This is a genomic window from uncultured Rhodoblastus sp., assembly GCF_903903185.1.
Lineage (GTDB): Bacteria > Pseudomonadota > Alphaproteobacteria > Rhizobiales > Beijerinckiaceae > Rhodoblastus.
The window spans coordinates 1-25,028 of sequence record NZ_CAIUXT010000051.1; the positions used below are offsets into that span (position 1 = coordinate 1).

16 protein-coding genes and 2 pseudogenes are annotated in these 25,028 nt (G+C 62.1%); 8 read left to right on the plus strand and 10 right to left on the minus strand.

The features are described from left to right. The coding region (gene aceE / locus QZY01_RS04175) for a pyruvate dehydrogenase (acetyl-transferring), homodimeric type (RefSeq protein ID WP_294533724.1) at nucleotides 1-1,796 on the minus strand (1,796 nt) is incomplete at its 3' end. A 195-nt stretch (nucleotides 1,797-1,991) separates the two neighbouring features. Between aceE and QZY01_RS04180 the strand changes: the two genes are divergently transcribed. Together QZY01_RS04180 and QZY01_RS04185 are read left to right on the plus strand one after the other, a co-directional pair. Continuing rightward, nucleotides 1,992-2,873 carry a LysR family transcriptional regulator gene (locus QZY01_RS04180; protein WP_294533727.1) on the plus strand — a complete coding sequence of 294 codons (882 nt, stop codon included), beginning with the start codon at nucleotides 1,992-1,994 and terminating at the stop codon, nucleotides 2,871-2,873. Between the two features lie 402 nt (nucleotides 2,874-3,275). Continuing rightward, nucleotides 3,276-4,829 (plus strand): hypothetical protein, encoded by a 1,554-nt coding sequence (locus QZY01_RS04185; RefSeq protein WP_294533730.1) that lies wholly within the window; start codon nucleotides 3,276-3,278, stop codon nucleotides 4,827-4,829. Nucleotides 4,830-5,131: 302 nt separating this feature from the next. On the opposite strand, the pseudogene QZY01_RS04190 reads toward QZY01_RS04185, so the two are convergent. Next, nucleotides 5,132-5,239, minus strand: a pseudogene (locus QZY01_RS04190) (LUD domain-containing protein); the annotation flags it as partial. 169 nt (nucleotides 5,240-5,408) lie between these two features. Between QZY01_RS04190 and QZY01_RS04195 the strand changes: the two are divergent. Beyond that, a complete protein-coding gene (locus tag QZY01_RS04195) occupies nucleotides 5,409-5,639 on the plus strand; it encodes a hypothetical protein (RefSeq protein ID WP_294533733.1) in 231 nt (76 codons plus the stop codon). A gap of 367 nt (nucleotides 5,640-6,006) precedes the next feature. Here the strand turns inward: QZY01_RS04195 and QZY01_RS04200 are convergent, their stop codons facing one another. The 4 genes from QZY01_RS04200 to QZY01_RS04215 form a co-directional block, all read right to left on the minus strand. Further along, nucleotides 6,007-6,648, minus strand: a complete 642-nt coding sequence (locus QZY01_RS04200) for a lactate utilization protein (RefSeq protein ID WP_294533735.1) — start codon at nucleotides 6,646-6,648, stop codon at nucleotides 6,007-6,009. Continuing rightward, nucleotides 6,645-8,045: a lactate utilization protein B gene (locus QZY01_RS04205; protein WP_294533737.1), complete on the minus strand. Its 1,401-nt coding sequence runs from the start codon at nucleotides 8,043-8,045 to the stop codon at nucleotides 6,645-6,647. Before QZY01_RS04205 ends, QZY01_RS04200 begins: the two co-directional genes overlap by 4 nt. Before the next feature lie 2 nt (nucleotides 8,046-8,047). Continuing rightward, nucleotides 8,048-8,812, minus strand: coding sequence for a (Fe-S)-binding protein (locus QZY01_RS04210; RefSeq protein WP_294533740.1), 765 nt, complete (start codon nucleotides 8,810-8,812; stop codon nucleotides 8,048-8,050). A 161-nt stretch (nucleotides 8,813-8,973) separates the two neighbouring features. After that, nucleotides 8,974-9,735 (minus strand): FCD domain-containing protein, encoded by a 762-nt coding sequence (locus QZY01_RS04215; protein WP_294533743.1) that lies wholly within the window; start codon nucleotides 9,733-9,735, stop codon nucleotides 8,974-8,976. Nucleotides 9,736-9,976: 241 nt separating this feature from the next. On the opposite strand from QZY01_RS04215, the gene QZY01_RS04220 reads away from it, so the two are divergent. From QZY01_RS04220 to QZY01_RS04230, 3 genes are all read left to right on the plus strand, one after another. Further along, nucleotides 9,977-11,593: an L-lactate permease gene (locus QZY01_RS04220; protein WP_294533746.1), complete on the plus strand. Its 1,617-nt coding sequence runs from the start codon at nucleotides 9,977-9,979 to the stop codon at nucleotides 11,591-11,593. 111 nt (nucleotides 11,594-11,704) lie between these two features. Next, entirely contained in the window at nucleotides 11,705-14,503 is a 2,799-nt protein-coding gene (locus QZY01_RS04225; RefSeq protein WP_294533749.1) for an FAD-binding and (Fe-S)-binding domain-containing protein, read from the plus strand. Between the two features lie 824 nt (nucleotides 14,504-15,327). Further along, nucleotides 15,328-17,760: a glycoside hydrolase family 15 protein gene (locus QZY01_RS04230; RefSeq protein WP_294533752.1), complete on the plus strand. Its 2,433-nt coding sequence runs from the start codon at nucleotides 15,328-15,330 to the stop codon at nucleotides 17,758-17,760. 242 nt (nucleotides 17,761-18,002) lie between these two features. Here the strand turns inward: QZY01_RS04230 and QZY01_RS04235 are convergent, their stop codons facing one another. The 4 genes from QZY01_RS04235 to QZY01_RS04250 all read right to left on the minus strand — a co-directional run bounded on the left by QZY01_RS04235 (nucleotide 18,003) and on the right by QZY01_RS04250 (nucleotide 21,992). Beyond that, on the minus strand, nucleotides 18,003-19,601 hold the full coding sequence (locus QZY01_RS04235) for a bifunctional aminoglycoside phosphotransferase/ATP-binding protein (protein WP_294533755.1): 1,599 nt from the start codon (nucleotides 19,599-19,601) through the stop codon (nucleotides 18,003-18,005). A 102-nt stretch (nucleotides 19,602-19,703) separates the two neighbouring features. After that, nucleotides 19,704-20,429 (minus strand): GDSL-type esterase/lipase family protein, encoded by a 726-nt coding sequence (locus tag QZY01_RS04240; protein ID WP_294533758.1) that lies wholly within the window; start codon nucleotides 20,427-20,429, stop codon nucleotides 19,704-19,706. A 20-nt stretch (nucleotides 20,430-20,449) separates the two neighbouring features. Then, nucleotides 20,450-21,559 carry an OpgC domain-containing protein gene (gene opgC / locus QZY01_RS04245; protein WP_294533760.1) on the minus strand — a complete coding sequence of 370 codons (1,110 nt, stop codon included), beginning with the start codon at nucleotides 21,557-21,559 and terminating at the stop codon, nucleotides 20,450-20,452. 91 nt (nucleotides 21,560-21,650) lie between these two features. Then, complete coding sequence (locus QZY01_RS04250; RefSeq protein ID WP_294533763.1) at nucleotides 21,651-21,992, minus strand: iron-sulfur cluster assembly accessory protein; 342 nt, start codon at nucleotides 21,990-21,992, stop codon at nucleotides 21,651-21,653. Nucleotides 21,993-22,276: 284 nt separating this feature from the next. Between QZY01_RS04250 and QZY01_RS04255 the strand changes: the two genes are divergently transcribed. Both QZY01_RS04255 and QZY01_RS04260 read left to right on the plus strand, forming a co-directional pair. Continuing rightward, nucleotides 22,277-23,506 carry a deoxyguanosinetriphosphate triphosphohydrolase gene (locus tag QZY01_RS04255; RefSeq protein ID WP_294533766.1) on the plus strand — a complete coding sequence of 410 codons (1,230 nt, stop codon included), beginning with the start codon at nucleotides 22,277-22,279 and terminating at the stop codon, nucleotides 23,504-23,506. Nucleotides 23,507-23,569: 63 nt separating this feature from the next. Then, nucleotides 23,570-24,814: pseudogene (locus QZY01_RS04260) on the plus strand (homoserine dehydrogenase); the annotation flags it as partial. Nucleotides 24,815-25,028: the final 214 nt, after the last annotated feature.

A 25,028-nucleotide genomic window follows, 5' to 3' on the forward strand; every position in this document is an offset into this window, starting at 1 on the left:
CCGAACATCGAATAATAGATGTAGAACGGGATCATCGGCGTGTTGGAATTGGAATAGGAGGTCGCCGCCGCGATCCACGACGCCATGGCGCCGGCCTCGTTGATGCCTTCCTGCAGCATCTGGCCGGAGCGGTCTTCCTTGTAGTACGAGAGTTGATCGGCGTCCTGCGGGCGGTAAAGCTGGCCGACCTGCGAGAAAATGCCATATTGCCGGAACATGCCCTCCATGCCGAAAGTGCGGGATTCGTCGGGCACGATCGGCACCACGCGCTTGCCGATATTCTTGTCGCGCAACAAGGTGTTGAGCACCCGCACGAAGGCCATGGTGGTCGAGATTTCGCGCCCCTGCGTCGATTGCAATTGCTGCTCGAAAGCCGACAGCGGCGGAATGACCAGAGGCTCCGACTGGCGCCGGCGCGCCGGCAGATAGCCGCCGAGCTTTTTGCGCGCGGCGTGGAGATAATTATCTTCTTCCGAACCGGCCGGGAATTTGATCAGCGGCAGATGTTCGAGTTCGCTGTCCTCGACCGGAATCCGGAAACGGTCGCGGAACTGCTTGAGCGCCTCCAGATTCATCTTCTTGGCCTGATGCGACATCATCTGCGCTTCGCCGGCCGAACCCATGCCATAGCCCTTGACCGTCTTGGCGAGGATCAGCGTCGGCTGGCCCTTGTGCTCGCTGGCCGCCTTGTAAGCCGCGAAGATTTTGCGCGAATCGTGGCCGCCGCGCGTCAGCGACCAGATTTTCTCGTCCGACCAGTCGGCGACCATCGCCGCCGTTTCGGGATAGCGGCCGAAGAATTTCTCGCGGATATAGGCGCCGTTCTTCGACTTGAAATCCTGATATTCGCCATCGACGCATTCTTCCATCAATTGCCGCAGGCGCCCCGTCACGTCGCGCGCCAAAAGCTCGTCCCAGCCGGCGCCCCAGACCAGCTTGATGACGTTCCAGCCGGAGCCGCGAAAATCCGCCTCCAGTTCCTGAATGATCTTGCCATTGCCGCGCACCGGGCCGTCGAGGCGCTGGAGGTTGCAATTGATGACGAAGATCAGATTGTCGAGCTTTTCGCGTCCGGCGAGAGAAATGGCGCCGAGCGATTCCGGCTCGTCCATCTCGCCGTCGCCCATGAAGGCCCAGACCTTGCGCTCATGGGTCTCGATCAGGCCGCGCCCTTCGAGATAGCGCAGGAACCGCGCCTGATAGATCGCCATCAGCGGCCCAAGGCCCATCGACACCGTCGGAAACTGCCAGAAATCCGGCATCAGCCAGGGATGGGGATAGGAGGACAGGCCCTTGCCATCGACTTCCTGCCGGAAATTGACGATCTGCTCCTCGGTGATGCGGCCTTCGAGAAAGGCGCGGGCGTAAATGCCGGGCGAGGAATGGCCCTGGATGAAGATCAGGTCGCCGGCGTGGTTCTCGCTCGGCGCGCGCCAGAAATGCATGAAGCCGACGTCGTAAAGCGTCGCCGCCGACTGGAACGAGGCGATATGGCCGCCGAGTTCCGAGGACGCCTTGTTGGCCTTGAGCACGATGGCGGCGGCGTTCCAGCGGATTGCGGCGCGGATTTTCGACTCGATCTGCCGCTCGCCCGGAGGCTCCGGCTGGTCCGCGACCGGAATGGAGTTGATATAGGCGGTGTTCCAGGCGAAAGGCAGTTTTGCGCCATTCTTGCGCGCCTCCGTGACCACCACATCGAGCAGGGCGTCCACCCGTTTGACCCCCTCGAAGGTCTGCACCGAGTTCAGCGCTTCAAGCCATTCCCGCGTCTCTTGCACCGAGTCATTGCTGTCCATTGTTTCCTCCGAAGGTTTTTCCGAGACGCGCAGGCGTTCCGGGTTGGCGCAAGCGGCGGCGCTTCTGACTAAAAGCCGCCTTCGCGCATTTGGTTCGCTCTCACGTCTTTTTGTTTATGCGGGATAGATTACGCCCGTTTGGCCAAGTCGGGAAATGAATTGATTTCCTAATGTCCATTCGATAATGGAATGGGCATGGAACTCAAGACCTTGCGCGCCTTTGTCGAGGTGGTCCGCCAGAACGGCTTCACCGCCGCCGGCAAGACCCTCTGCGCGACCCAGTCCACGGTCAGCAAGGCGGTCCGCCAGATCGAGGATGAAATCGGCGCGCCGCTGCTCGACCGGCAGGCGCCAAAACCCCGGCTGACGGCGGTTGGCGAGGCGGTCTACGCGCGGGCTTTGCGGATGCTGGCCGAGCGCGACGATCTTTTTGCCGAGATCGCCGCATTGCGCGGGCTCAAGCGCGGCGTGCTGCGACTCGGCCTGCCGCCGGTCGGCAGCGGCATCCTGTTCGCGCCGCTGTTTTCGCGTTTCCGCAAGCTTTATCCGGACATTGACATCAGGCTGGTCGAGCATGGCAGCGCGCGGCTCGAAGAAATTTTGCGGCTCGGCGAAATCGATTTCGCGGCGTCGCTGCTGCCAGTCGATCCGGATTTCGCCTGGCATGAAATCCGCCGCGATCCGCTGATGACTTTGGTGGCGAGCGGCAGCGAACTGGCGTCGCGCGAAAGCCTGCGCATCGAGGATTTGCGCGATGTTCCGCTGATCCTGTTCGAAACCGGCTTCGCCCAAAACCGCGTCATCCTCAACGCCTGCCATGCCAAGGGTTTCGAGCCGACGGTCGCGGCGCGCTCCACCCAGATCGACTTCATTGTCGAACTGGTGGCGGCGGGCATGGGCGCCGCCTTCCTGCCGCGCCTGCTCGACCGGCGCCGCGCCCGCGTCGGCGTCGTCAGCCTGCTGCTTGACGAGCCCGACGTCGATTGGCGGCTGGCTCTGGTCTGGCGCGAGGGCGCCTACCTCTCCGACGCCGCCCGCGCCTGGCAGACACTGGCGATGGAATCCCGTTTCGACTGACGGCGTCGGTTGCGACGCCGCGTCCAAGCAGCAGTTTTGCGTATGCAAGGCGCCTCCTCCCCAGGTGGCTTTCCTCATTCGGGTCATCTCCGCCAGCCGCTTGATGGGCTTTTCGGCGCATACTTCCCGTTTCCGAAACCGATACTAACCGCCTTTTTCGGCAACGTCGCGTCGAAAGAGGCAGGGGGGAGGGGATGGATCGCGCGCTTGGAGTTTTGGGGATGGCTGGAACCGGCTGATTTGAGACCTTCCTGATCGGATCGGCGAACGTCTCAACACGGCCCCGAAGACGACTTCCGCGCCGGCAACGACGCCGCTAACTTCCTTGACGAAAAAAACGATAAATAGTATCGGTTCTCGCTTGGTACCGAATCATATGACTTTAAGATTTTGGAATTACAGATGCCAACAATTTCTGACATTTTTTCGTGCATAGCCGACGGTTTAAAAGAGAGCGGCTCACAATATAGTCCTCTGACCTTGGAAATAGTCTCCTCAGCGATAGCCTTCCTACAATTGATCGGGAGGCCATTGGATGGCGATGTGGCAATCGCCGCATTCGCAGCCTCTCATCTCAATGCCGAAGAAGCAAAGAAGGTTGTGGCGACTTTTGGTGTGTCGGCAGATTTAATTGCTACGCCGCCGTTTCCCGGCATGAACGAACTCGCCCTGAAACTCGCCTTGCTTGGCGGCAATCAATCCCAAGCTGAAGTTGCCGCGACCGTTATTTTCTGCCTTTGTTCGGCGGAGGCCAAGTCAAATGTTCAATCTCTGCTCAGTCGTCTGCGAGGAATTACAGCGGAGGCGATTTCAAATCAAAGCCCACACAAGTCGCTTCTGGGGATTTTGGAAGCGGAGTTAGGAAAGCTGCCAGAGACAAAAGCGAGTGTCGCATCATCTGAAGGCATCATATCGATCTCAATTGATCTTGTTGGATCGACAGATGCAAAACGACGAGCGATGAAGGTGGCCAGAGGCGATGGAGCCAAGATCAGCCGCGTCAACGAAGCTATCTACAGGGAATTCTGTCGCATCGAAAAATTGTTTTATTCATCCTGTGTAAGCCCATATGGAGCGTCCAAACCAATTGACCTCATGCGCTTTTTTACGGTCAAAGGAATAGGGGACGAAATATGGATACTCTGTTCGACGAATGAATTAGACGTATCAGAAGTCGGTCACAGACTTATTGATGCAGCCCTTTCTGTTGCAAACCAGTGCGTCTCTCTTTTTGCTACAGAGAACGAGGAGGGCCCAAATTTTGATCGTAATTTTGACTGCGGTCTTACTGAACACGTCAAGTCACCGATAAAGGTCTTCATGGACTACATCGTCCACGCGTCATCCATCGGCACGTTAAGAGATGAGATTCTCACTCCATCCATTCCCGACCTTCTCAAGGATTACTACGGGCGCGAAGCAACGCCTGTCGAGGTGGCAATGGCAACCCGCCGTCTCTGCCTATCAAGTTTCGAACCGTTTGGATGGTCTTCAATTCGCGAATCCCGGACTGACTTTATCGGTCATGAGATTGATCGCTTTTTCAGGACGACCAAGGCCGCACGACCGGGGACCGTTACCATCGGAAAGGCACTAGCGGATGCAATGAGGCTTTCATTCTCCCCCGAACAACAAGAAATCGTTGGGGTGTTAATCAATTCAGAGACAGCTTCCGGCGTGACGGACAAGCTTCGCGCGGCCACGCCATATGATCCAATTTATGCGCTTACTAAAAAATACCTTCCAAACGATCTTAAGGGAATAGACTACGAATACGAGACATACACATTGTTTGCGCCGCGTTCGCTCAAAGGCCTCTACGTTATGATGGACGCCGATGCTAACAATCGATTTACGGTAGCTCCTTATGATGAAACGAGGGACGAAATCGCCGAGGCGATTGTTGACAAGCTGGTAAGCGAAATCATCGCAAACCAAAACAAGGCTGTTAATTGACGCTCTGTTTTTGGTGCGATTCCGTGCCGATTATTGTGACCACATCCGCGACCGAGATGCTCAAACCTTCAGCCCCGTTGCCAATGACTTGATAAAAACTGAGCCAGTTTTACTGAGAAATTTAGCAGCTTTTCGCAGCAGGTTTCCCGCCTTTGCTTTCAGAATTTAGGTGCGAAGCTCTGCCGTTGGCTGCATATTGGTGCAAAACCGCCTTTCCAAGCCGCGCTGACGCCCTTCCGCTTCCCGCCGTTCCCTGTTGTTCATGAGAACAGTGGCCGTGCATCCAATCATGACCCGCGCCCTCAGCCAAAAAACACGATATGCAACCTTCGCGGGCCGTGGGCGCCGCGCACCAGCACGGCCTCGATATCGGTGGCGCCGCTCGCACCGGTGATCAGATTCACATTGCGCGGCGGAGGCTCCCCGAGTTGTGTCCGGGCTTAATCCTCCAAACGAGGCGCAATCCTGCCCATTCGTCAAAGCCGCCTGCTAACGCGCAAGATAGGCCTCAAAAACCCCGACCGGCGTCTTGATGTTTCTTGATCTATCATGACATGATGGATGATAAGGAGACGCGCCATGGCGACATCGAGCCGCGAGAAATTCGCAACCCAGGTGAATTCGGAAATTCTGCGCACCCTCCGCGAAATCGCCCAGAGCGAAGGCCGCCAACTACAGGTTCTGGTTGACGAGGCGCTCGCCGATCTGATCGAAAAGCGCAAGCAAGCCCGTCCGCGCGCCCATGTCATGGCGGCCTATCAGGCCAGCCACGAGAAATTTGCGCCGCTTTACAAGAAGCTCGCTGAGTGACCGACTATCTAACCGTTGTCGAAGTGCTGGCCATTCACGACGACCAGATTGGACGCTATGGCGGCGTGCCGGGTTGAAAGGGTGAAGAGATTTCGCGTAATTTGGAGCTGTCATTGCGAGCGAAGCGAAGCAATCCAGAACTACCGTTATAACATTAACAAATATTATTCAGTCGTAATCATACTAAAAAAACATTTCATAGGCGGATAGGTTTCTGGATTGCTTCGCTTCGCTCGCAATGACTGCGCAGAAAAAGCCGATAAAGTCAAAGATGATTCATGCTTGCACGCAGACTACGATTCCCACCTTTCCCGGTTCACGTTCATTGATGAGAGCGTGGGCGAGCATCCCATCCTGAGCGCCATCCTCACCCAAAAAACACAATATGCAACCTTCGCGGGCCGTGGGCGCCGCGCGCCAGCACGCCTTCTATATCGGTGGTGCCGCTCGCGCCGGTGATCAGATTGACATTGCGCGGCGCCGGCTCTCCGAGTTGCGAGCGGGCGTAATCCTCGAGGCGCGGCAAAAGCGTTTTCGCGTCGATTGCGACCAGATGATGCAGCGGCAGGAAACCGTAAAGCGTCGGCGCGGTCGGGCCGGAATGGAATACCAGCGATCCCGTTTCGGCGACGCCGCCCAGCGCCAGACCGACGGCGACGGCAGAATCGGGCCGCAACGGCGCGTTGGGTTCAAGCTCCCCCCAGTCGAGTTCTTGCAGGCGCGGATCGGGTTGCAGCGCAAATTGCGTTTTCAGGCCATTGGCGGCGAGATAGCGCGCGACCGCCTGCGGCAGGTCGGCGAGTTCCGCCACGCGTTCGACGGTTGCGCCGACCTTTTCGGCGCTGGCGCGCGCGGTGAACACGGCGACCAGATCGTCTCCCGTCAGCGGGACGAGGCTCGCGCGCATTTGCGCCGTGCATTGCGCCGCCTGCGCGGCGATGGTCTGCGGCGTCGCCACCTCGGGCCGTGTGGCGCGGATGGCGGCGAAGATGGCGGCGCGCGCGCTCATTGGCCGGTTCCTTTTCTGGCGGCATATTGCGCCATAAAGCTTTTCGCCGGGGGTTTGGGCAGGTCGCGCGCCGCCGTCCAGCCCGAAGTCAGCGGCATTTTCGAAATCCAGCCGCCTTGCGCAAAAAAACGCATCAGCGGCAGGGCGAAACTCTGGCCAAAACGGTAGAGCGCGGGGCGCGCGGCGGCGAAGGCATGGAGTTTTATGGCGATCTGCGTCTTGACCGGCTCCATGCCGCCGTTCCAGCTCTTTTCGCGCCAGCCGCGCAACAGGGTCGGCAGCGGTATATCGACCGGGCAGACCTGCTTGCATTGGCCGTTGAGCGTGCAGGCGTTGGGCAGGTCGCGCGTCGTTTCGAGACCGTCGAAGATGGGGGTCAGCACCGAGCCCATCGGGCCGGGATAGGCGCCGCCATAGGCGTGGCCGCCGATGGCGCGATAGACCACGCAATGGTTGAGGCAGGCGCCGCAACGCAGGCAGCGCAGCATTTCCGGCATTTCCTTGAGCATCCGGGTGCGGCCGTGATCGACCAGCACGATATGGAACTGCTCGGGGCCGTCGAGGTCGCCGGGACGCTTCGGGCCGCAATGAAAGCTGGTGTATTGCGTCAGGTCCGCGCCGGTCGCCGAGGGCACCAGCACGCGGGTCAGTTGCAGCGCCTGTTCGGTGTCGGCGACGATTTTCTCGATGCCGGCGGTGACGATATGCACGCGTGGCGGCGTGGTCGTCAGTTCGGCATTGCCCTCGTTGGTGATGGTGCAGATCGCGCCGGTGTCGGCGACAAGGAAATTGGCGCCGGATATGCCGACTTCGGCGGAAAAGAAATCCTCGCGCAATTCCTTGCGCGCCGAGGCCACCATGGATTCGATGTCGGTGGTCGGGGTCTTGTCGCGGTGAAAATTGGCGAAGAGTTCGGCCACGTCCTCCTTGGTGCGGTGGGCGGCGGGCCAGATGATATGGGACGGCGTCTCGTTGGCGAGCTGGATGATATGTTCGGCGAGATCGGTTTCGACGCGCCGCAACCCGGCGGCGGCCAGGGCATGGGGCAGGCCGATCTCCTCGCCGAGCATGCTCTTCGACCGCGTCACGGTTTTCGCGCCGACCGACTTGCAGATGTCCACGACAATGGCGCAGGCCTCCTCGGAATCGCGCGCCCAATGGACCTGCGCGCCCGAGGCGAGCGCGTTGCGCTCGAACATGTCGAGGTAATAGGCCATATGCTCGATGGCGTGGTCCTTGATCGCGGCGGCCGCCGTGCGGGCGCCGGCGAAATCCGGCCAGGCGGCGACGGCCAGCGCGCGCTTGCGCCGCGCATTGCCGGTGGTGCGCTCGAGCGCTATCTTGAGCTGGGGGTCCGCCAGCGCCTTGTCGACGCGAAGATCGAAGGCCGCGCTCATCTTCAGTTCTCCTCGCCAATGGCCGCGCCCGCCATGCCGGCGAGGATTTCCGCCGCATGGAAGACCCGGGTTTTCGCGCCCTCGCGGTGCAGCTTGCCGGCCATGTTCATCAGGCAGCTGAAATCGCCGCCGAGCAGTAGCTCCGCGCCGCTGGCGCGCACGTTCGCCGCCTTTTCGCCGACGATGGAATTCGAAATATTGGAATATTTGACGCAGAACGTGCCCCCAAAACCGCAGCAGGTCTCGTCGCCTTCGAAGGCGAGCAATTCGAGCCCCTCGACGGCGCCGAGCAGCTTGCGCGGCTGCGCCTTGACGCCGAGTTCGCGCAGACCCGAACAACTGTCGTGATAAACAGCCGTCGCCTTGCACGCCGCCCCGCGCGGCGCAAAGCCGCGCACATCGACGAGAAAACTCAAAAGCTCATGGGTTCGCGCCGCCAGATTTTTGGCGCGCAGCCCCCAGATCGGGTCATCGGCGAAAAGTTCGGGATAATTCTCCTTGATCATGCCGGCGCAGGAGCCCGACGGCGCGACGAGATAGTCGAAATTTTCAAACGCCTCGATGGTCTGGCGGGCGACAGGAACGGTGACGTCGTTGGCGCCGCTGTTGAAGGACGGCTGGCCGCAACAGGTTTGCGCCTGCGGCACGGCGACGTCGCACCCGGCGGCCTCCAGCAGGCGGAGCGCCGCAAAGCCGATATTGGGCCGCAGCGAATCGACCAGACAGGTCACGAACAGGCCGACGCGCGGTCTTGTCTGAGTGTTCAAGGCGTTTCCATCCCGTTTTTGGCCGACCGGTCTTTGCCGGTTCGGCTCAGGCTCAATCTACAGGCGCCTTCGATCGCGTGACAACCCGAAATTTCGCTTGGTAAAACAAAATTACCAACTGGTCCGTTGTTTGGCGCTCCGTTTGTCAACCGCCAATGGTTTCAATGGGCGACGAATTCCGAACGGCTCATGCGGCGCAGCGCCCGCGCAACCCGCAATTGTTCCTGGCGGATTTCCGCAAGCGTGGCGGCGGTGGCGCGAATGTGATGGGCTGCGGCTTCGGCGGCCTTGTCCGGCTGGCGCGCCAATATCGCCTCGCCGATCGCCAGATGCTGTTCGAGCAGCAGGTCACGCACGCCGGGACGCAAATAGAGCTGATGTCGGTTGTAGAACACGCCGTCGCGCAGCATCGCCGAAAACGCCCGCATCACATGAAGCAGGACCAGATTATGGGTCGCCTCGTAGATCAGGACATGGAGATCGGCGTCGGCGCTCGCTTCGACGGTCGGATCGTCGAGCTGGTGGGCCGCGCGCATGGCTTCGAGACATGCGCGGATCGCGTCGCGTTCGACGTCGGTGGCGCGTAGCGCCGCCAGCCGGGCCGCTTCGCCCTCGACCAGCCCGCGATATTCGAGATAATCGATCAGCGCCTGCTCGCTGGATTGCAGCATGGCCGCCAGCGGTTCGGTGAGTGGGGCCATGAATTGGGTGACATAAGTGCCCGACTTGCCTGTCTCGATGAGCCCGCGCGCCTGGAGTTTTTCCAGCGCCTCGCGCAGCGACGGGCGCGACACCGCCAGCTTTTCCGCCAGTTCGCGTTCGGCGGCGAGTTTCTCCCCGGGACGCAGCGCGCCTTCGAGTATCAATTGTTCCAGATGCTCGGCGATCGCATCGGCGAGTTTCCGGTTGCGGACCGGTTCCATGGCAGATCCCGTCGTATAGGCATTTTGTATGACCGGATCGTAAATCTTTCCGTCGCCTCTTGCGAGTTAAAAAAAATTCTGTAACAGTCGGTGGTAAAATAATAATACCAAAGTCGCAAAGAGTTCAAAGCCGCTGAAACAGCAAATTCAAAGCCTCGACCAAAGGTCAACCAGGAGTCGGGCGGCGCGATATCGTACGGGATGAAAATCTGGCCGCAAGCAAGGGCCATTGGGAGGGATAATGTTCAGTCAACTCTTGAAGCCCGTGGCGGACAGCCTGGGCCTTTCTTTTCTTGTGGCGATTTTGCCCATTATCGCGCTCCTCGTGCTGCTCGGCGTGTTTCGCCGGCCCGGATGGCAGGCCGCGCTGGCCGGCCTCGTCATCGGCCTCGCCGTCGCCATCGGCGTCTGGAAAATGCCGGTTGAACTGGCTTTCAATTCCGTCATCAACGGCGCGGTGTTCGCTCTCTGGCCGGTGATGTGGATCGTCATCAACGCGCTTTTGCTTTACAATGTTGCCGTGCGCTCGGGCCGCTTCGACGCCTTCCGCACCTGGCTGATCCAGCATTTGCCCAACGACCGAAGGGTCGTGCTGGTGGTGATCGGCTTTTGTTTCGGCGCCCTGCTCGAAGGCGTCGCGGGCTTCGGCACGCCGGTGGCGATCACCAGTTCCTTGTTGATCATGGTCGGGTTTCCGGCGCTCGAGGCTCTGGTCTTCGTGCTGATTTTCAACACAGCGCCGGTGGCCTTCGGGGCGCTCGGCGTGCCGGTGACGGTTCTGGGCGCGGTGACCGGGCTTCCGGCGACGGCGCTCGGCGCGATGATCGGACGGCAATTGCCGTTCCTGGCGATTCTGCTGCCGTTCTATGTGATGGCGGTCTATGGCGGCTGGCGCTCGGTGCGCGCGCTCTGGCCGGTGCTGGCGGTCGCGGGCGGCAGTTTCGCCTTTTCGCAGTTCTTTTCGTCGAATTTCCTCGACTATGCCCTCACCGACGTGCTGGCTTCGCTCGGCTCGCTCGGCGCCACTCTGGGCTTTTTGATGGTCTGGCGTCCCGCGCCCGATCCGGAATTCGCGATCAAGGCGGCGTCGCTCGCCCCGCAACAGGATACGGGAACGGTCGCGCCCTGGCAGGGCTGGCTGCCCTGGCTGATCGTTTCGGCTCTGGTCATCGTCTGGACCCATTTCGGCTGGGCCGCGATTGGCCAGTCGAAAATCCCGTGGCCGGGACTGCATAACGCGATCTCGATCACGCTCTATGGCGCCAAGCCCTATGCCGCGATCTGGACGTTCCAGCCGCTCGGCACCGGCACGGCGATCCTGTTGTCGGCGATCATCACGGCGGTCGTCGTCCGGCTGTCGCCCGGCGCCTTTTTCCAGTGCATCGGGACAACCTTAAAGCAGACCTGGCTCGCGATCATCACCGTGATGCTGATCATCGGCCTCGCCTATCTGATGAACTATTCCGGCATCGCCTATACGTTGGGCCGTGCGGTCGCCTCGACCGGCATGTTGTTCGTGCTGCTGTCGCCGTTCCTCGGCTGGGTGGCGGTGATGCTGTCGGGCAGCGACACGTCCGGCAACGCCCTGTTCGGCAACTTGCAAGTCGTCACGGCGCGCGAGCTCGGTCTCAATCCGGTGCTGTTCGCCGCGACCAATTCGTCGGGCGGCGTGATGGGCAAGATGGTGTCGCCGCAAAACATCGCCACCGGCGTGTCGGTGACCAATCTCAAGGGCCAGGAGGGCGTGGTGTTCGCGCGGACCTTCAAGCACTCGATCTTTCTGACGTTCGTGCTCAGCATCCTGGTGGCGTTCCAGCAATTCGTCATCCCCTGGGTCATTCCTGTCGTCGCGCCATAAGTCCAAAACCAGGCCATCGCGCGTAAGAAAAAAAAGCGCGGAATACAAAAAAAGTCCCCGCCGCCGGACAAACGGGGGCGGGGCGGCGGCTGGCCAATGGAGGAGGTCAAAATGGCGGAGATCGATTATGGCGCCCTGGAGCGGGAACTGCGCGCGGCGTTTCCCGAAATGGAAATCGTCACCGACCCGATGCGGACCTTCGCTTACGGCGCCGACGCCAGTTTCTATCGCCTGACCCCCAAAATCGTCGTCATTGCCGAGAACGAACAACAGGTGATCCGCCTGCTGGCGCTGTGCCGGAGCCATCGCGCGCCGGTGACGTTTCGCGCAGCCGGCACCTCGCTGTCGGGGCAGGCGGTCACCGATTCGGTGCTGGTCTTTCTCGGCGAAGGCTTTCGCGGCTTCGGCATCGATTCCGGCGGAGAGGTGGCGCGGCTCGGGCCTTCGCTGGTCGGCGGCGACGCCAATCGCCTGCTGTCGCCGTTCGGCCGCAAGATCGGACCCGATCCCGCCTCCATCGCCACCGCCAAGATCGGCGGCATCGCCGCCAACAACGCCTCCGGCATGTGTTGTGGCACCGGCCAGAATTCCTATCATACGCTCGCCTCGATGCGTATCGTGCTGGCCGATGGAGCGGTGCTCGACACCGCCGATCCGCAAAGCGTCGCCGCCTTTCGCGCCAGTCATCGCGCGCTGCTCGACGGGCTCGCCGCCGTTTCGCGGGACGCGCGCGCCGATACGGCCACCGCCGAGCGCATCCGCTACAAATTCCGCCTCAAGAATACCACCGGCTATGCGATCAACGCGCTCGTCGACTTCGACGATCCCGTGGATATTCTGACCCATCTGATGATCGGCTCGGAAGGCACGCTCGGCTTCCTGTCGCGCATCGATTATAAGACCGTCCCGGAATATCGCGACAAGGCCTCGACCTTCATCGTCTTCGCCGATCTGCCTTCGGCCTGCCGCGCAGTCAGCGCGCTCAAGAAAACCTCGGTCGAGGCGGTGGAGTTGCTCGACCGGGCCTCGCTCGAAAGCGTCAAGCACAAGAAGGGCATGCCGATCGACGTCGACGCGCTGGGCCCCGGCGCCGCGGCTTTGCTGGTCGAGGCGCGCGGACCCGACCGGGCGACGCTGGACGCACGCATCGCCGAGGCGCAGGGCGCGGTCGACGCCAAGACGACGCTCAATGGAGTGGCGTTCTCGCACGATCCGGTCGAATGTCAGCGCTACTGGGATATTCGCAAGGGGACCTTTCCTGCGGTCGGGGGCAAGCGGCCGGCCGGGACCACGGTGATCATCGAGGACGTCGCCTTTCCGGTCGAGCGGCTCGCCGAGGCGACCGTCGATCTTCAGTCTCTGCTCAACGCCCATGGCTATGACAAGGCGATCATCTTCGGTCATGCGCTCGAAGGCAATCTCCACTTCGTCTTCGCCCAAGGCTTCGACGAGCCGAGCGAAATCGCGCGCTATTCGGGCTTCATGGAGGCGCTGGCCGATCTCGTCGTCGGCAAATATGACGGTTCTCTCAAGGCCGAACATGGCACCGGACGCAACATGGCGCCTTTTGTCGAGCGCGAATGGGGCGTCAAGGCGACCGATCTGATGCGGCGGATCAAGTCGCTGCTCGACCCGGAAAACCTGATCAATCCCGGCGTGGTGCTCAACGACGACCCGAAGGTTCATCTGAAAAATCTCAAGCCCTTGCCGAAACTCTCGCCGCTGGTGGACAGCTGCATCGAATGCGGTTTTTGCGAGCCGCAATGTCCGTCGCATGGCCTGACCTTTTCGCCGCGCCAGCGCATCGTCGCCAGCCGCGAACTGGCGCGGCTGCGCTGCGACGCGCCGAATGCGCCCAATCTCGCCGAAATGCAGGCGACCTACGATTACGCCGGCGATACGACCTGCTCTACCTGTTCGCTTTGCGCCACCGTCTGCCCGCTGGAAATCAACACAGGCGAGTTTATTCGCGCGCAGCGGGCGGCAAAGGCCGGACCGCTCAGACAAAAAATCGGCGGCGCGATCGGCGACCATTTCTCGGCGACGCTTGGCGCGACTCGCGTCGCTTTGGCCGGCGTCGATGTCGCGCATAAAATTCTTGGAACTTCGGTAATGAACGCGGCGGCGCGCCTCGCCCACGACAAATTTTCCGCGCCTTTGTGGACGCCGGCTTTTCCGCGCGCCGATTGGCCCCAATCCGCCCCGCCGTCAGTGCAGGGCCAGCCGGCGCTGTTTTTCGAAAGCTGCGCCAGCCGCGCCATGGGGCCGCCGCGCGGCGACGACAGCGAGGATCTGAGGGCGGTCGCCGCCCGCGTTTTCGCCCGCGCCGGCTATTCGCTGGTCACGCCGGAAGGGGAGGACGAATTATGCTGCGGCCAGCCCTTCGCCTCGAAAGGCCTTCCCGGGATCGCCGAGCACAAGGTCAAGCAACTCGCGCAAAAACTATCCTCGGGACAAAGGAAAATCCCGGTTGTGTTCGACATGTCGCAATGCGCGCAGCGGGCGAAGGCTTTTTCGACCGAGGATTTCGCGCCGCTCGATCTGGTCGAGTTCCTGAGCCTGCATGTCGCGCCGAAACTGAAGCTACGGCCGGTTCCGGGACCGGTGGCGCTGCATATCACCTGTTCGGTGCGCAAGATGGGGCTGGCGGACGCGATGCTCGGACTTGCGAAACAATGCGCCAGCGAGGTGATCGCGCCGCCCGACGTCAAATGCTGCGGCTTTGCCGGCGACAAGGGTTTTTCCAACCCGGAGCTCAATGAATTCGCCCTGCGCCACCTGAATGAGAGCCTGCCGTCGCAATGCAGGGAGGGTTATTCGACAAGCCGCACCTGCGAGATCGGCCTCGCCTCCTATTCGGGCCGCCGTTACCGCTCGATCCTGCACCTGCTCGATCAGGCGTCGGCCTGAGCTTTTCGAGGGACCTTGCCGTTGACGCGGTCGGGAAGAAGCTTTCAGCGGCGTCGAGCCACGACGCCGAGTTGGATTTGAAGTGAAACGGGCATCGCGGATCGTCTGCGAGCCACGCAAACGCCATCGGGATGCTAAAGCGTTTTCAAGCGAAGCGGACCCGGTTCGCGTGAAGAAAACGCGTAAAAGACAAAAAACGGAAGCCCCGATCCGATTCCCTCGGATAAGGGCTCTATCGGGTAGCGTAGTTGTAAGCGATTTGTACTAAAGTTGATTTAACATAATAGCTTGATTCCATGGCTATTATAGTTCCATGGGAAGGACGGCGTCTCGTTGACCTGACTTTCAGGCCGTCTTCACGTCGCTGTGAATTGCTCCAACGTTGCCAACATGATAGTCAAGCTTACGGAATTTTTGTGTTTTTTCAACGTCGGATTGAGGTCGCCCCACGGAAAGCCGGTTTTGCGAGCCCGCGAAGCAGTCGCTGCCGCAACCGGACATCCGGTCCGGTATCGTAATATCCCGGATACGGCAGCATGAATTACGCGCCTATGGATTTAGCTGTTTACTTCGATATGAAGGGGGTCTTCACAATGGCTGACATCCGCGCCATCGGTATGCTTGGCTCTGCATTTTGATGTTACCCTTCGATTCCGTCACACATTTCGCCTAAACAGCCGGCAAGCGATGAAACGCGCTTGTCGCAATCGAATTGTTTTCGGTAAGGATAACGCCCTGAAACGCAAGATCTGTAAGAGCGCCGATTTAAAAATAGACATCTACTAAGAGAAAACTGAAATTCCTAGCTAGAAAGGAACAATAAGATGGCGGTTCTATTGTCGAAAAATCCAGCAACGGGTGGCCCGGGGATTGAACCCAGATGGGCCCAGGGCGACAAGGACGGCATCGGAACCGCATTCTCCGATTCCAGCCCGCTCTGGTTCACCATCGCCGCCGGCGTCGTTACCGAAGTCTACTATCCCACTGTGGATACGCCGCAAATCCGGGATCTCCAGCTCCTGGTCACGGATGGAGAAAGTTTTTTTCACGATGGCCGTCGGGATTTCAAGCACGAAGTCAAACTCCTGCACGTCGAGGCGCAGGCCTATGAGCTTACCAACACGGCGATCGGACAGCCCTATAAGATCATCCAGACGATTATCGCGAATCCCAAGGCGCCGTGTTTGCTGATACACAGCCGGATTGAGGCGGACCCGGCGTTCTTGGCGAAACTTCGCGTTTTCGTTCTGCTGTCGCCGCATGTCCAGGGACGCGGCGGGGAAAACCACGGATATGTTGCGAAGACCCCCCGGCGCGAATTTCTGGTCGCCAACCGGGCTGGCAGATGGCTGGCTCTGGGAGCAGACTCGGCGTTTTTGACCCGATCGTGCGGGTTTGTAGGCGTCAACGATGGCTGGACCGATATTGTGGGCGCCCGGAGAGCGCCGAAATTCGATTTCGATTGCGCCACCAATGGCAACATCGCGCTGACCGGGGAAATCGATCTCTCGAAGGGGCCGACCTTCCTCCTCGGGCTGGCTTTTGGCGAAGGCGACGATTCCAATCCGCATAACGCCCTGGTCCTCCTCACCCAAACCCTGAGCTTTCCGTTCGATGGGCCGCAGGGCCATCTGGCGGAATTCGTGCAGAGCTGGAAGACTTCCGCGGCGGCCGTATATATGCCGAAACCCAATATAACGTCGGACAACGATGTCCTTTTCGGATTGAGCCGGAACGTGCTGCTGGTTCACGAGGACAAGATTTCAAGCGGAGCCCTGGTGGCGTCGATGAGCTTGCCATGGGGACAATATAACGGCGACCAGGACGGCGGATACCACCTCGTCTGGCCGCGCGACATGTGTCAGAGCGCAACGGCGCTGCTTGCCGCCGGAATGACCCACCTTCCGCTGCGCGGCCTGATCTATCTGGCGGAGTCGCAATTGCCCGGCGGCGGCTTCGACCAGAACTTCTTCATCAATGGCGAAAGGCACTGGGCCGGCCATCAACTGGATGAATATTCGTTTCCGATCATCCTGGCCTATCGTCTGAAGCTGGCCGGCGCGCTTCACCGGTTCGATCCAACGCCCATGGTGCTCAAGGCCGCCGGAGCCCTGATCGCGGACGGGCCCATGACGCAGCAGGAAAGGTGGGAGGAAAACGAAGGCTACTCGCCCTCCACTCTGGCCGCGAACATCGCGGCGCTGGTCTGCGCCGCGTCCTTCGCCGACAGCGCCGCCGACAACCACGCCACGGCGCAATTCCTGCTGGAATACGCGGACTGGCTCGAAACCAAGCTCGAAGCATGGACGGTGACGACCGCCGGAACCCTCCATCCGCAGGTGAAAACCCACTATATCCGGATTTTGCCCACGCAGGTGAAGGGCGACGGCCCGAAAAATCCGTCGTTGCCCGAGGACCCCAATACGGCCGTCGTCACCATCGCCAATCGCAATAACTTGCACGCGCCGGCGCGCGAAATCGTCGATGCCGGCTTTCTGGAACTCGTCCGTTACGGGATCCGGCCGGCTACCGATCCGATCATCGTCGATTCGCTCAAGGTGGTCGATCTCTCCCTCAAGGATGACCTTCCCGATGGGCCGTGCTGGAGGCGGTACACCCAGGATGGCTATGGCGAGACGGATGAGGGCGCGCCGTTCCTTTATGCCGGCGTCGGACGGCCCTGGCCGCTGTTGGCCGGAGAGCGGGCGCATTATGAATTGGCCGCCGGCAAGGATGTCCGGCCTTTCATCAAGTCGATGGAAAACTTTGCCGGCAAGGGCGGACTTTTGCCCGAGCAAATCTGGAACCGTCCCTTCACGCCTGCCGGGACGCATCTGGTGCTTGGCGGCCCGACCGGTTCGGCCATGCCCCTGTGCTGGGCGCATGCGGAATATGTCAAGCTGGTTCGATCCGCCTCCGACGGCAAGGTTTTCGACCTGATCGACATCGTTGCGGACCGCTACCTCGCGCCACACCCCGCCAGCAAGTTGGAGGTCTGGAACTTCGACCGGCAATTCAAGTCGATTCCGCGTGGAAAGACGATCAGAATCCCCCTGAACAAGCCGTTCAGACTGCGATGGACGCACGACCGCTGGGCCACGTTTGCGGATACGGTTTCGACTGGAACTCTGGTGGACATCAGCTATGTCGACATTCCCACGGACCAGGCTGGGTCCAGCGAAGTGATCTTCACCTTCTTCTGGACCGACTACGGAACGTGGCAGGGGCAGAATTTCGAGATCGCCATTTCTGGATGAAGTCTGCAACTCCAATACCCGGACCCGGAAGTCATGACTTCCGGGTCCGGGTCGGCGGCGAATGCGACCGGAGCCTGTCACAGGACGGGCGTCTGTCGGCCCGCTGGAATTCAGGGAAACCGGACGAATAGCGCCTCATACCATTGGGCTTTGCTTCCGACGCCCTGCCGGCGCCCGCCGGCGTCAGCCGACGCCGCTCCAGTTGGAGCGAAACCCTTCGCCCTTTTCAAGCGCCGATGGCGTCACTCGGCCCTGCCGCCCGATCGGGCCTCGCCCGACGGAGCGGTGGTCGAAGCTTTGGCCAAAACCTCGCGCACTGCACGCAAGACCTGTTCCTTCGCGTCGGGGCGCGACGAGTCGACGCGCGTCCATTCGATCCGGCCGGCGCCGCGCGCCAATTGCGCCTCCAGCACCGCGACATTGGCGTCGGAGGGGCCTTTCAGGCGCTCCGACACGCGTTTGCGCAAAATCTCGGGGTCGGCCTCGAGCCAGAGACCGAAAAAGGGGACGTGTTTTTCTTGCGCGATTTTGGCGATCGCCGCGCGCTCGGCCTCGGTCGAATAGACCGCGTCGACGATCACCGCCGCGCCCTGCGCAAGCGCGTCGAGCGAGCGCGACATCAGCCGCAGGTAGACGGCGGCGGTGATCGAGATCTCATAGGCCGCCGGCGGCAGTCTCTGATCCGGCCTGATCTTGTGCATGGCCTTGCGGGTGCGGTCGGAATTGAGAGTGCGGGCTCCGGGCGGCGGGCCGTATTCGGCGGCGATGGCGGCGGCCATGGTCGATTTGCCCGAACCGCTCAAGCCGCCGATGGCGATCAGAATCTGGCCTCGCGGCGCCAGCAGATCGGCGGCCAGGGCGAAATAGGCGCGGGCTTCGCGCGTATGCGCCCCGTCGTTGGGCTCATGGGAGGAGATGGCCTGCGAGGCGGCGATATGGGCGCGAATCGCCGCGCGCAGAGCCATGAAATAGGGCAGGGTGGCGAACCCGTCGCGCACCCGCGCCGGCAGGTCGGGCAGAGTGCGGTTGAGGGCGCTGGCGTAACGGTTGAACAACAGGTTGGCGAGGTCGCGCCGCCCGCTCAGCCAGAGGTCCATCATCGTGAAGGCGACGTCGTAAAGCACGTCGATGCGCGCCAGCCTTTCGTCGAATTCGATACAGTCGAACGGGGTCGGCCGCCGCTCGAACAGGCAGATATTGCGCAAGTAAAGATCGCCGTGGCACAGCCGCACCAGGCCGCCTGCCGCGCGCGCGTCGAACAGCGGCGCGAGCCGGGCGAGTTCGGCGCGAAATTGCCCATTGAGCCGCGCGACGTCGGCGGCGGGGAAGATCGGGCTGTCGGCGAAGGAAAGTTCGTTGAGTTCGAGCAGATGGTCGATGATTCCGGCGCCGTCGATTTGCGGGAAACGCTCGGCGCTGGCGTGAAACCGCGCCAGAATTTCCGCGAGCGCCTCGATATGCTCCGGCCTCAGCCGGTCTTCGCGCGCCATGACGTCGAACAGGTTGGATTCGGCGAAACGCCGCATCGTCACGATGCAATCGACCAGTTCGCCGTCGCCGTCGAAGGCGAGGCCGTCAGGCTGGCGGGTGATCCGCCGGACGCCGAGATAAAGCTTGGGCGCGGCGCGCGAATTGAGCGCCACTTCGGCGCGGCAGGCTGTTTCACGAAGCGGCGGCGTCGAAAAATCGAGATAGGGGAAGCGGACCGCGCGCTTGAGCTTGAACACCCGCTCGCCGGCCAGAAACAGCAGCGAGACATGGGTCTGCTTGTTCGATACCGGCGCGCCGGCCTCGCGCTCCAGCGCCGCCGTGAGGAATGCGATCGTTGCGGACTGGTCCATTTCGCCTCGCCCCCAATACCCCGGTCCGAACCCACAGATCGGGGCTCCGGTTTCTTGTTGTTTCGCCGCCCGAGCCTAAGGTCCGCGTCGGCGAACGGGCTGTCAAGGGTCGCCCCCGGTCGGGCGGGTGCGGCGCAGCACGAGATTGGCGGCGAGCGCCTGCGCCACCAGTTCGGCCATGCAGTCGTCGCCGATCTCGGCCGGAAAAGGCTTGTCGCCCTGTTCGACCCGGCCGCGCGCGCGGGCGAGGAATTGCATGGCGTCGAAACGGCGCAGGTAAAGCACGTCTTCCGCTTTCGCCACCCGGGCGGTGGTCTCGCGGATGCGCAACACCTCGGCATCGTCATGCAGCCAGGGATTGGCTTCGAAACCGACCAGCAGGACGTCGATGCCGTTCGCCCGCGCCCAGCGCACGCCCTGACTCAGCGCCGCCTCATATTCGGCCGGCGGCACGCGGGCGAGGGCGTCGTTGGCCCCGACCTGCCAGATCAGCAGATCGGGCCGCGACAGGGCGACCTCGGTGCGGATCCGTTCGGCGGCGGTGAAGGCGGTTTCTCCGGACACCGGCCGGTTGACGATGATCACGTCAATTCCCGTCAACGCGCGCTCGAGCAGGTTTTCGAGCGCGACGGGATAGGATTTGCGCGGCCCGCGTCCAACGCCGATCGGCGAGCCTATGGTGAGTATATGCAATTCCTTGCTCGATTTGAGCGCCGCCACGACACGGGGCAGCGGCGCCGGCGACGCGAGCTGGTCGGCGGGAACCTCGCAGCGCGACGCCGACCGCGCCGCCTCCTGCGCCAGCGACGGCGCGGCGCCCAATAACATCGTCAGGCCCAGAAACAGGCCTAAACTGAGGCTTTCGCCAGGCGCCGCGCACGCCTTTCGGCCAGCCTTTTCCGCCATTCCGATACCCATGCGGCAATGCCCATTCCGGTCAATCCGACAATTAACACGAGGAAGTCGATTTCCAAACGTCCGTTATACATGTAGCGGGCGATCTGGCCGCACAGGCTCAAAAGCGAAGCCGTGCAGAACACATTGAGCGAATTGCGGCCCAGCAGCGCCAGATATTCGGTCAGCGGCGCCGCCCAGCGCGACAGAGTGGCAAAGGCGCCGGAAAAGAAACAGGCGAGCGCCAGCGCATGGACCACCCGCGCCGGCGACAGATAGGTCTTGTCGAACAGGAAGAACAGTTTCGGATCGGGCAGGTTGGCCGGATCGGGGGTGAAATCGGTCAGCGCTATGGTCGCTCCAAGCGCGGTCTGGGCGGCGGACAGCCAGAACAGGATGGTTTTGGTTCGCGGCGAAAAGCGCGACCAGCCGCGCGGGCCGCCGAGGACGAAGCCGAGAATGAAGATGAACTGCCAGGCGAAGGGGCTGAAGAACCAATGGCCCTCGACCGGCCATGTCGGCAGGTTGAAGCCGGTGACGACGGTATAAAGATAAAGCGCGAAGGACAAAGGCAGGAGCAGGCGCGGCGACAGCCGGTCGATGGCGGCGATGCTCGGCCCGGCGGCCATCAGCACGACATAGAGCGGCAGGATGTTGAAATAGCCGAGCTGGTAGCGCAGCAGGACCATGCCGATATGCGCCTCGACCGGATCGTCGAAAGCAGCGGCGGCATTATGCCATTGCAGGATGTAGGGCTGATCGAGCATGCGCGAGGCGCCGGCGATGATCGCCAGCGCGAACAGGGTGATGACAAGCTGCGCGAAATAGATGGTCAGGGCGCGCCCGGCCAACCGATAGACCAGGGCGCTGAGAGGCTCGTCGGCGAAGGATTGCACCACGAAGCGCAGCGAAAAGCCGGCGAGGAAGACGAACAACTCTGCCGAATCCGAAAGCGAATATTCGCGAAACGTATATCTCTCGAACAGGATGCCCGGCACGTGATCGATAAAGATCGTCACCAGCGCAAAGCCCCGCCAGAAGTCGATGCTGTTCGCAGCCCTCATGGCTCTCGACCCCCGGCGGGAAGATTTTTGCGCCAGCCGGACGCGCCGCGCATAAGGACGGCGACGTCAGGCTAGTCGAATGGAGCATGGGTCAGACGGCAAAACTCGTACCGCAGCCGCAGGAGGCGACAGCGTTGGGATTTTCGATGCGGAAGGACGAACCCATCAGATCGTCGATGAAATCGATGCGGGCGCCCTTGATGAAGTCGAGCGACAGCGGATCGACGGCGAGCCGCGCCAGATCGTCGCCGAGCATCAGGTCGCCGTCTTCGGCGGCGGGCAGGATGTCGAAGGAATACTGAAAGCCGGAACAGCCGCCGCCATTGACCGAAACCCGCAAGACCGATCCGGGCGCCTCGTCGCGCAAAACTTCGGCGACGCGCTTCAGGGCCCGTTCGGTCGCCTCGACGCTTTCCGGCGCGATCGTGCTCATGCTTGTCTCCCATTCAGGTTGCTGAGCTGAAAATAGTCTCGCTGCCGCTGCGGTCAATGCGGATTGCAAAGATTTGCTGCATTGCGGGCAGGACTCGTCCTTGCCCTGGCGCAAAAGCCCCACGATCAAGGCGCCGGGGAGGTGCGCGGAACAGGGGGCGCCGGTTTTTCGCGGGAAAGCCGAAAAATAAGGCAAGCCCTGTTCTTTTGCGATTCAACCGAACCGCAAAAGACCATAGATTGCGGCGCCGGGCTTTTCCGTCCGCCGCCATGCACAGGTGTCCCTTGCCGTCCTCGCCCTCCGGACCGATCTTTCTGCGCGAAAAGCCGCTTGCGCCCTATGCCGCCGACTGGCGCCGCAGCCGGGGCCGGCTGTTCGCCGAGCCGCCGTCGCCGACGCGCGGCGATTTCCAGCGCGACCGCGACCGCTTGATCCATTCCTCCGCTTTTCGCCGCCTCGCCCACAAGACCCAGGTGTTCATCCCTTTCGAAGGCGACCATTTCCGCACCCGCCTGACCCATACGATCGAGGTGGCGCAGATTTCGCGGGCGCTGGCGCGCGGCCTCGGCCTCGACGAAGACCTCGCCGAGGCGACGGCGCTGTCGCATGATCTTGGCCACACCTGTTTCGGCCATGCCGGCGAGGAAGTGCTTGCCCATTGCATGGCGCCCTATGGCGGTTTCGAGCATAACGCCCATGCCTTGCGCATTGTCACCAGACTGGAGCGCCGCTATGCCGGCTGGGACGGTCTCAATCTCTGCTATGAGACGCTGGAGGGGCTGGTCAAACATAACGGCCCGTTACTCGGGCCGGCCGCCACAAGAAAAATACCGCTTGAAATCATCGAATTCGACGCGTTCGTTCCCCTTGATCTGGAGCTTTACGCGAGCGCCGAGGCGCAATGCGCGGCGCTCGCCGACGACATCGCCTATAATGCCCATGACATCGACGACGGCCTGCGCGCCGGCCTGTTCGACCTTGAGGATCTGGGCGAAGTCGATTTCCCCCGCCAATTGCTCGAAGAGATCGCGATTTTGCATCCGGGGCTGGAGCGGGTGCGGGTGATTCACGAATTGGTGCGCCGCCTGATCACGCGTTTCGTAGAGGACGCCTTCGTCGAGACGGCGAGGCGGCTGGCGGCGCTGCAGCCGCGCACCATCGACGACATTCGCGCCGCGGGCGGCTCGGTGGCGGGGTTTTCGCCGGAAATGGCTGCGGCGCAAAGGGAATTGAAGGAATTTCTGTTCGCCCGCATGTACCGCCACGCCGCCATCCTGCCGGTGTGGAAGAACGCCGCGCGGATCGTGCGCGGCCTGTTCGAGATATATCTGGCCGAACCCTGGAAAATGCCCGAGGAATGGGCGCAAGCGGCGCAAGACCTCGACGAACAGGGGCGGGCGCGGCGGATCGCCGATTATATCGCCGGCATGACCGACCGCTATGCGCTGGCGCAGGCGCAGAAGTGGCTCGGCGCGCCGCCGGAGCCGGGCGAAGCGGCCTTGCACGCGCATTGATCGCGCCGGTAAATTAAGGCAAAAGGCCGGCAAAGCTTTTTTCGCCGTTCAAGGTCTTGAATCATGGTTGAACCTTTGCGCCTCGGCATCGCCGGTCTGGGGACGGTCGGCGCCGCCGTCGTCCGCCTTTTGAGCGCGCAGGCGCGCGACCTCGCCGCTCGCACCGGCCGAGCCATCGTCGTCACCGGCGTCGCCGCCCGCGATGCGTCGCGCGATCGCGGCGTCGATCTGTCCGGCGTCGAATGGTTCGACGATCCGGCGGCGCTGGCGGCTTCCGACAAGATCGACCTGTTCGTCGAACTGATCGGCGGCGACGAGGGTGTGGCGCGCAAGAGCGTCGAGACGGCGCTTGGCGCCGGCAAGTCGGTGGTCACCGCCAACAAGGCGCTGCTCGCCAAACACGGGCTGGCGCTGGCGCGACTCGCGGAGGCCCATCGCGTCGCTCTGGCTTTCGAGGCTTCGGTGGCCGGCGGCATTCCGATCGTCAAGACCCTGCGCGAGGGTCTCGCCGGCAATAGCGTGGCGCGCGTTTCCGGCATTCTCAACGGCACCTGCAATTACATCCTCTCGCGCATGGAGCTGGAGGGACTGGGCTTTGCCGAATGCCTCGCCGAGGCGCAAAAGCTCGGCTATGCCGAAGCCGACCCGACCTTCGACATCGGCGGCTTCGACACCGCCCACAAGCTGGCGATTCTGGCGTCGCTGGCTTTTGGCGTCAAACTCGACGCCGGGGCGATCAGCGTCGAGGGCATCGAGCATATTTCGCTGGCCGACCTCAAGGCGGCGGCGGAACTCGGCTATCGCGTCAAATTGCTCGGCGTGGCCCAGCGCACGCCCGATGGCGTCGAGCAGCGCGTCCATCCGACCATGGTGCCGCTGTCCTGCGCCATCGCCCAGGTGATGGGCGTCACCAATGCGGTGACGGTGGATGCCGACGCGGTCAATGAACTGACTTTGGTGGGGCCGGGCGCCGGCGGCATGGCCACGGCTTCCGCCGTCGTCGCCGACATCGCCGATATCGCGCGCGGCATCCGCTCCGCGCCGTTCGGTCTGCCGGTCGACGATCTGGCCCTGGCGCCGAAAACGCCGATGCAGCGCCATGAAGGCGGCTATTACATCCGCCTCGCCGCGCGCAACCATATCGGCGCGGCGGCGGCCATCGCCTCGCGCATGGCCGAGCGGGGCATATCGCTGGAGAGCATCGTCCAGCGCCGCGCGCCGGGCGAGCCGGACGCCGACGTCGTGCCGGTGGTGCTGATGACCTACGCCACCACCGAGGCGACGATCCGCGAGGCGCTGGCCGCCATCGTCGCCGACCTGCGCGGCGCGCTGTTCCCGATGCGCCTCGGCCCGGCCGACCTGCACCAGGAGAACGAGGATCATTACGTCGGCCATACCCTCGGCAAGGCGCTGCACGCGCTGCTCGGGCAGGTGCGGCTGGAACTGCGCTACCAGGCGCGCTCCGGCGGCGAGGCGACCGACCACGTCGACCCGCTCGCGCTGCGGATCGTGCGCGACTTCG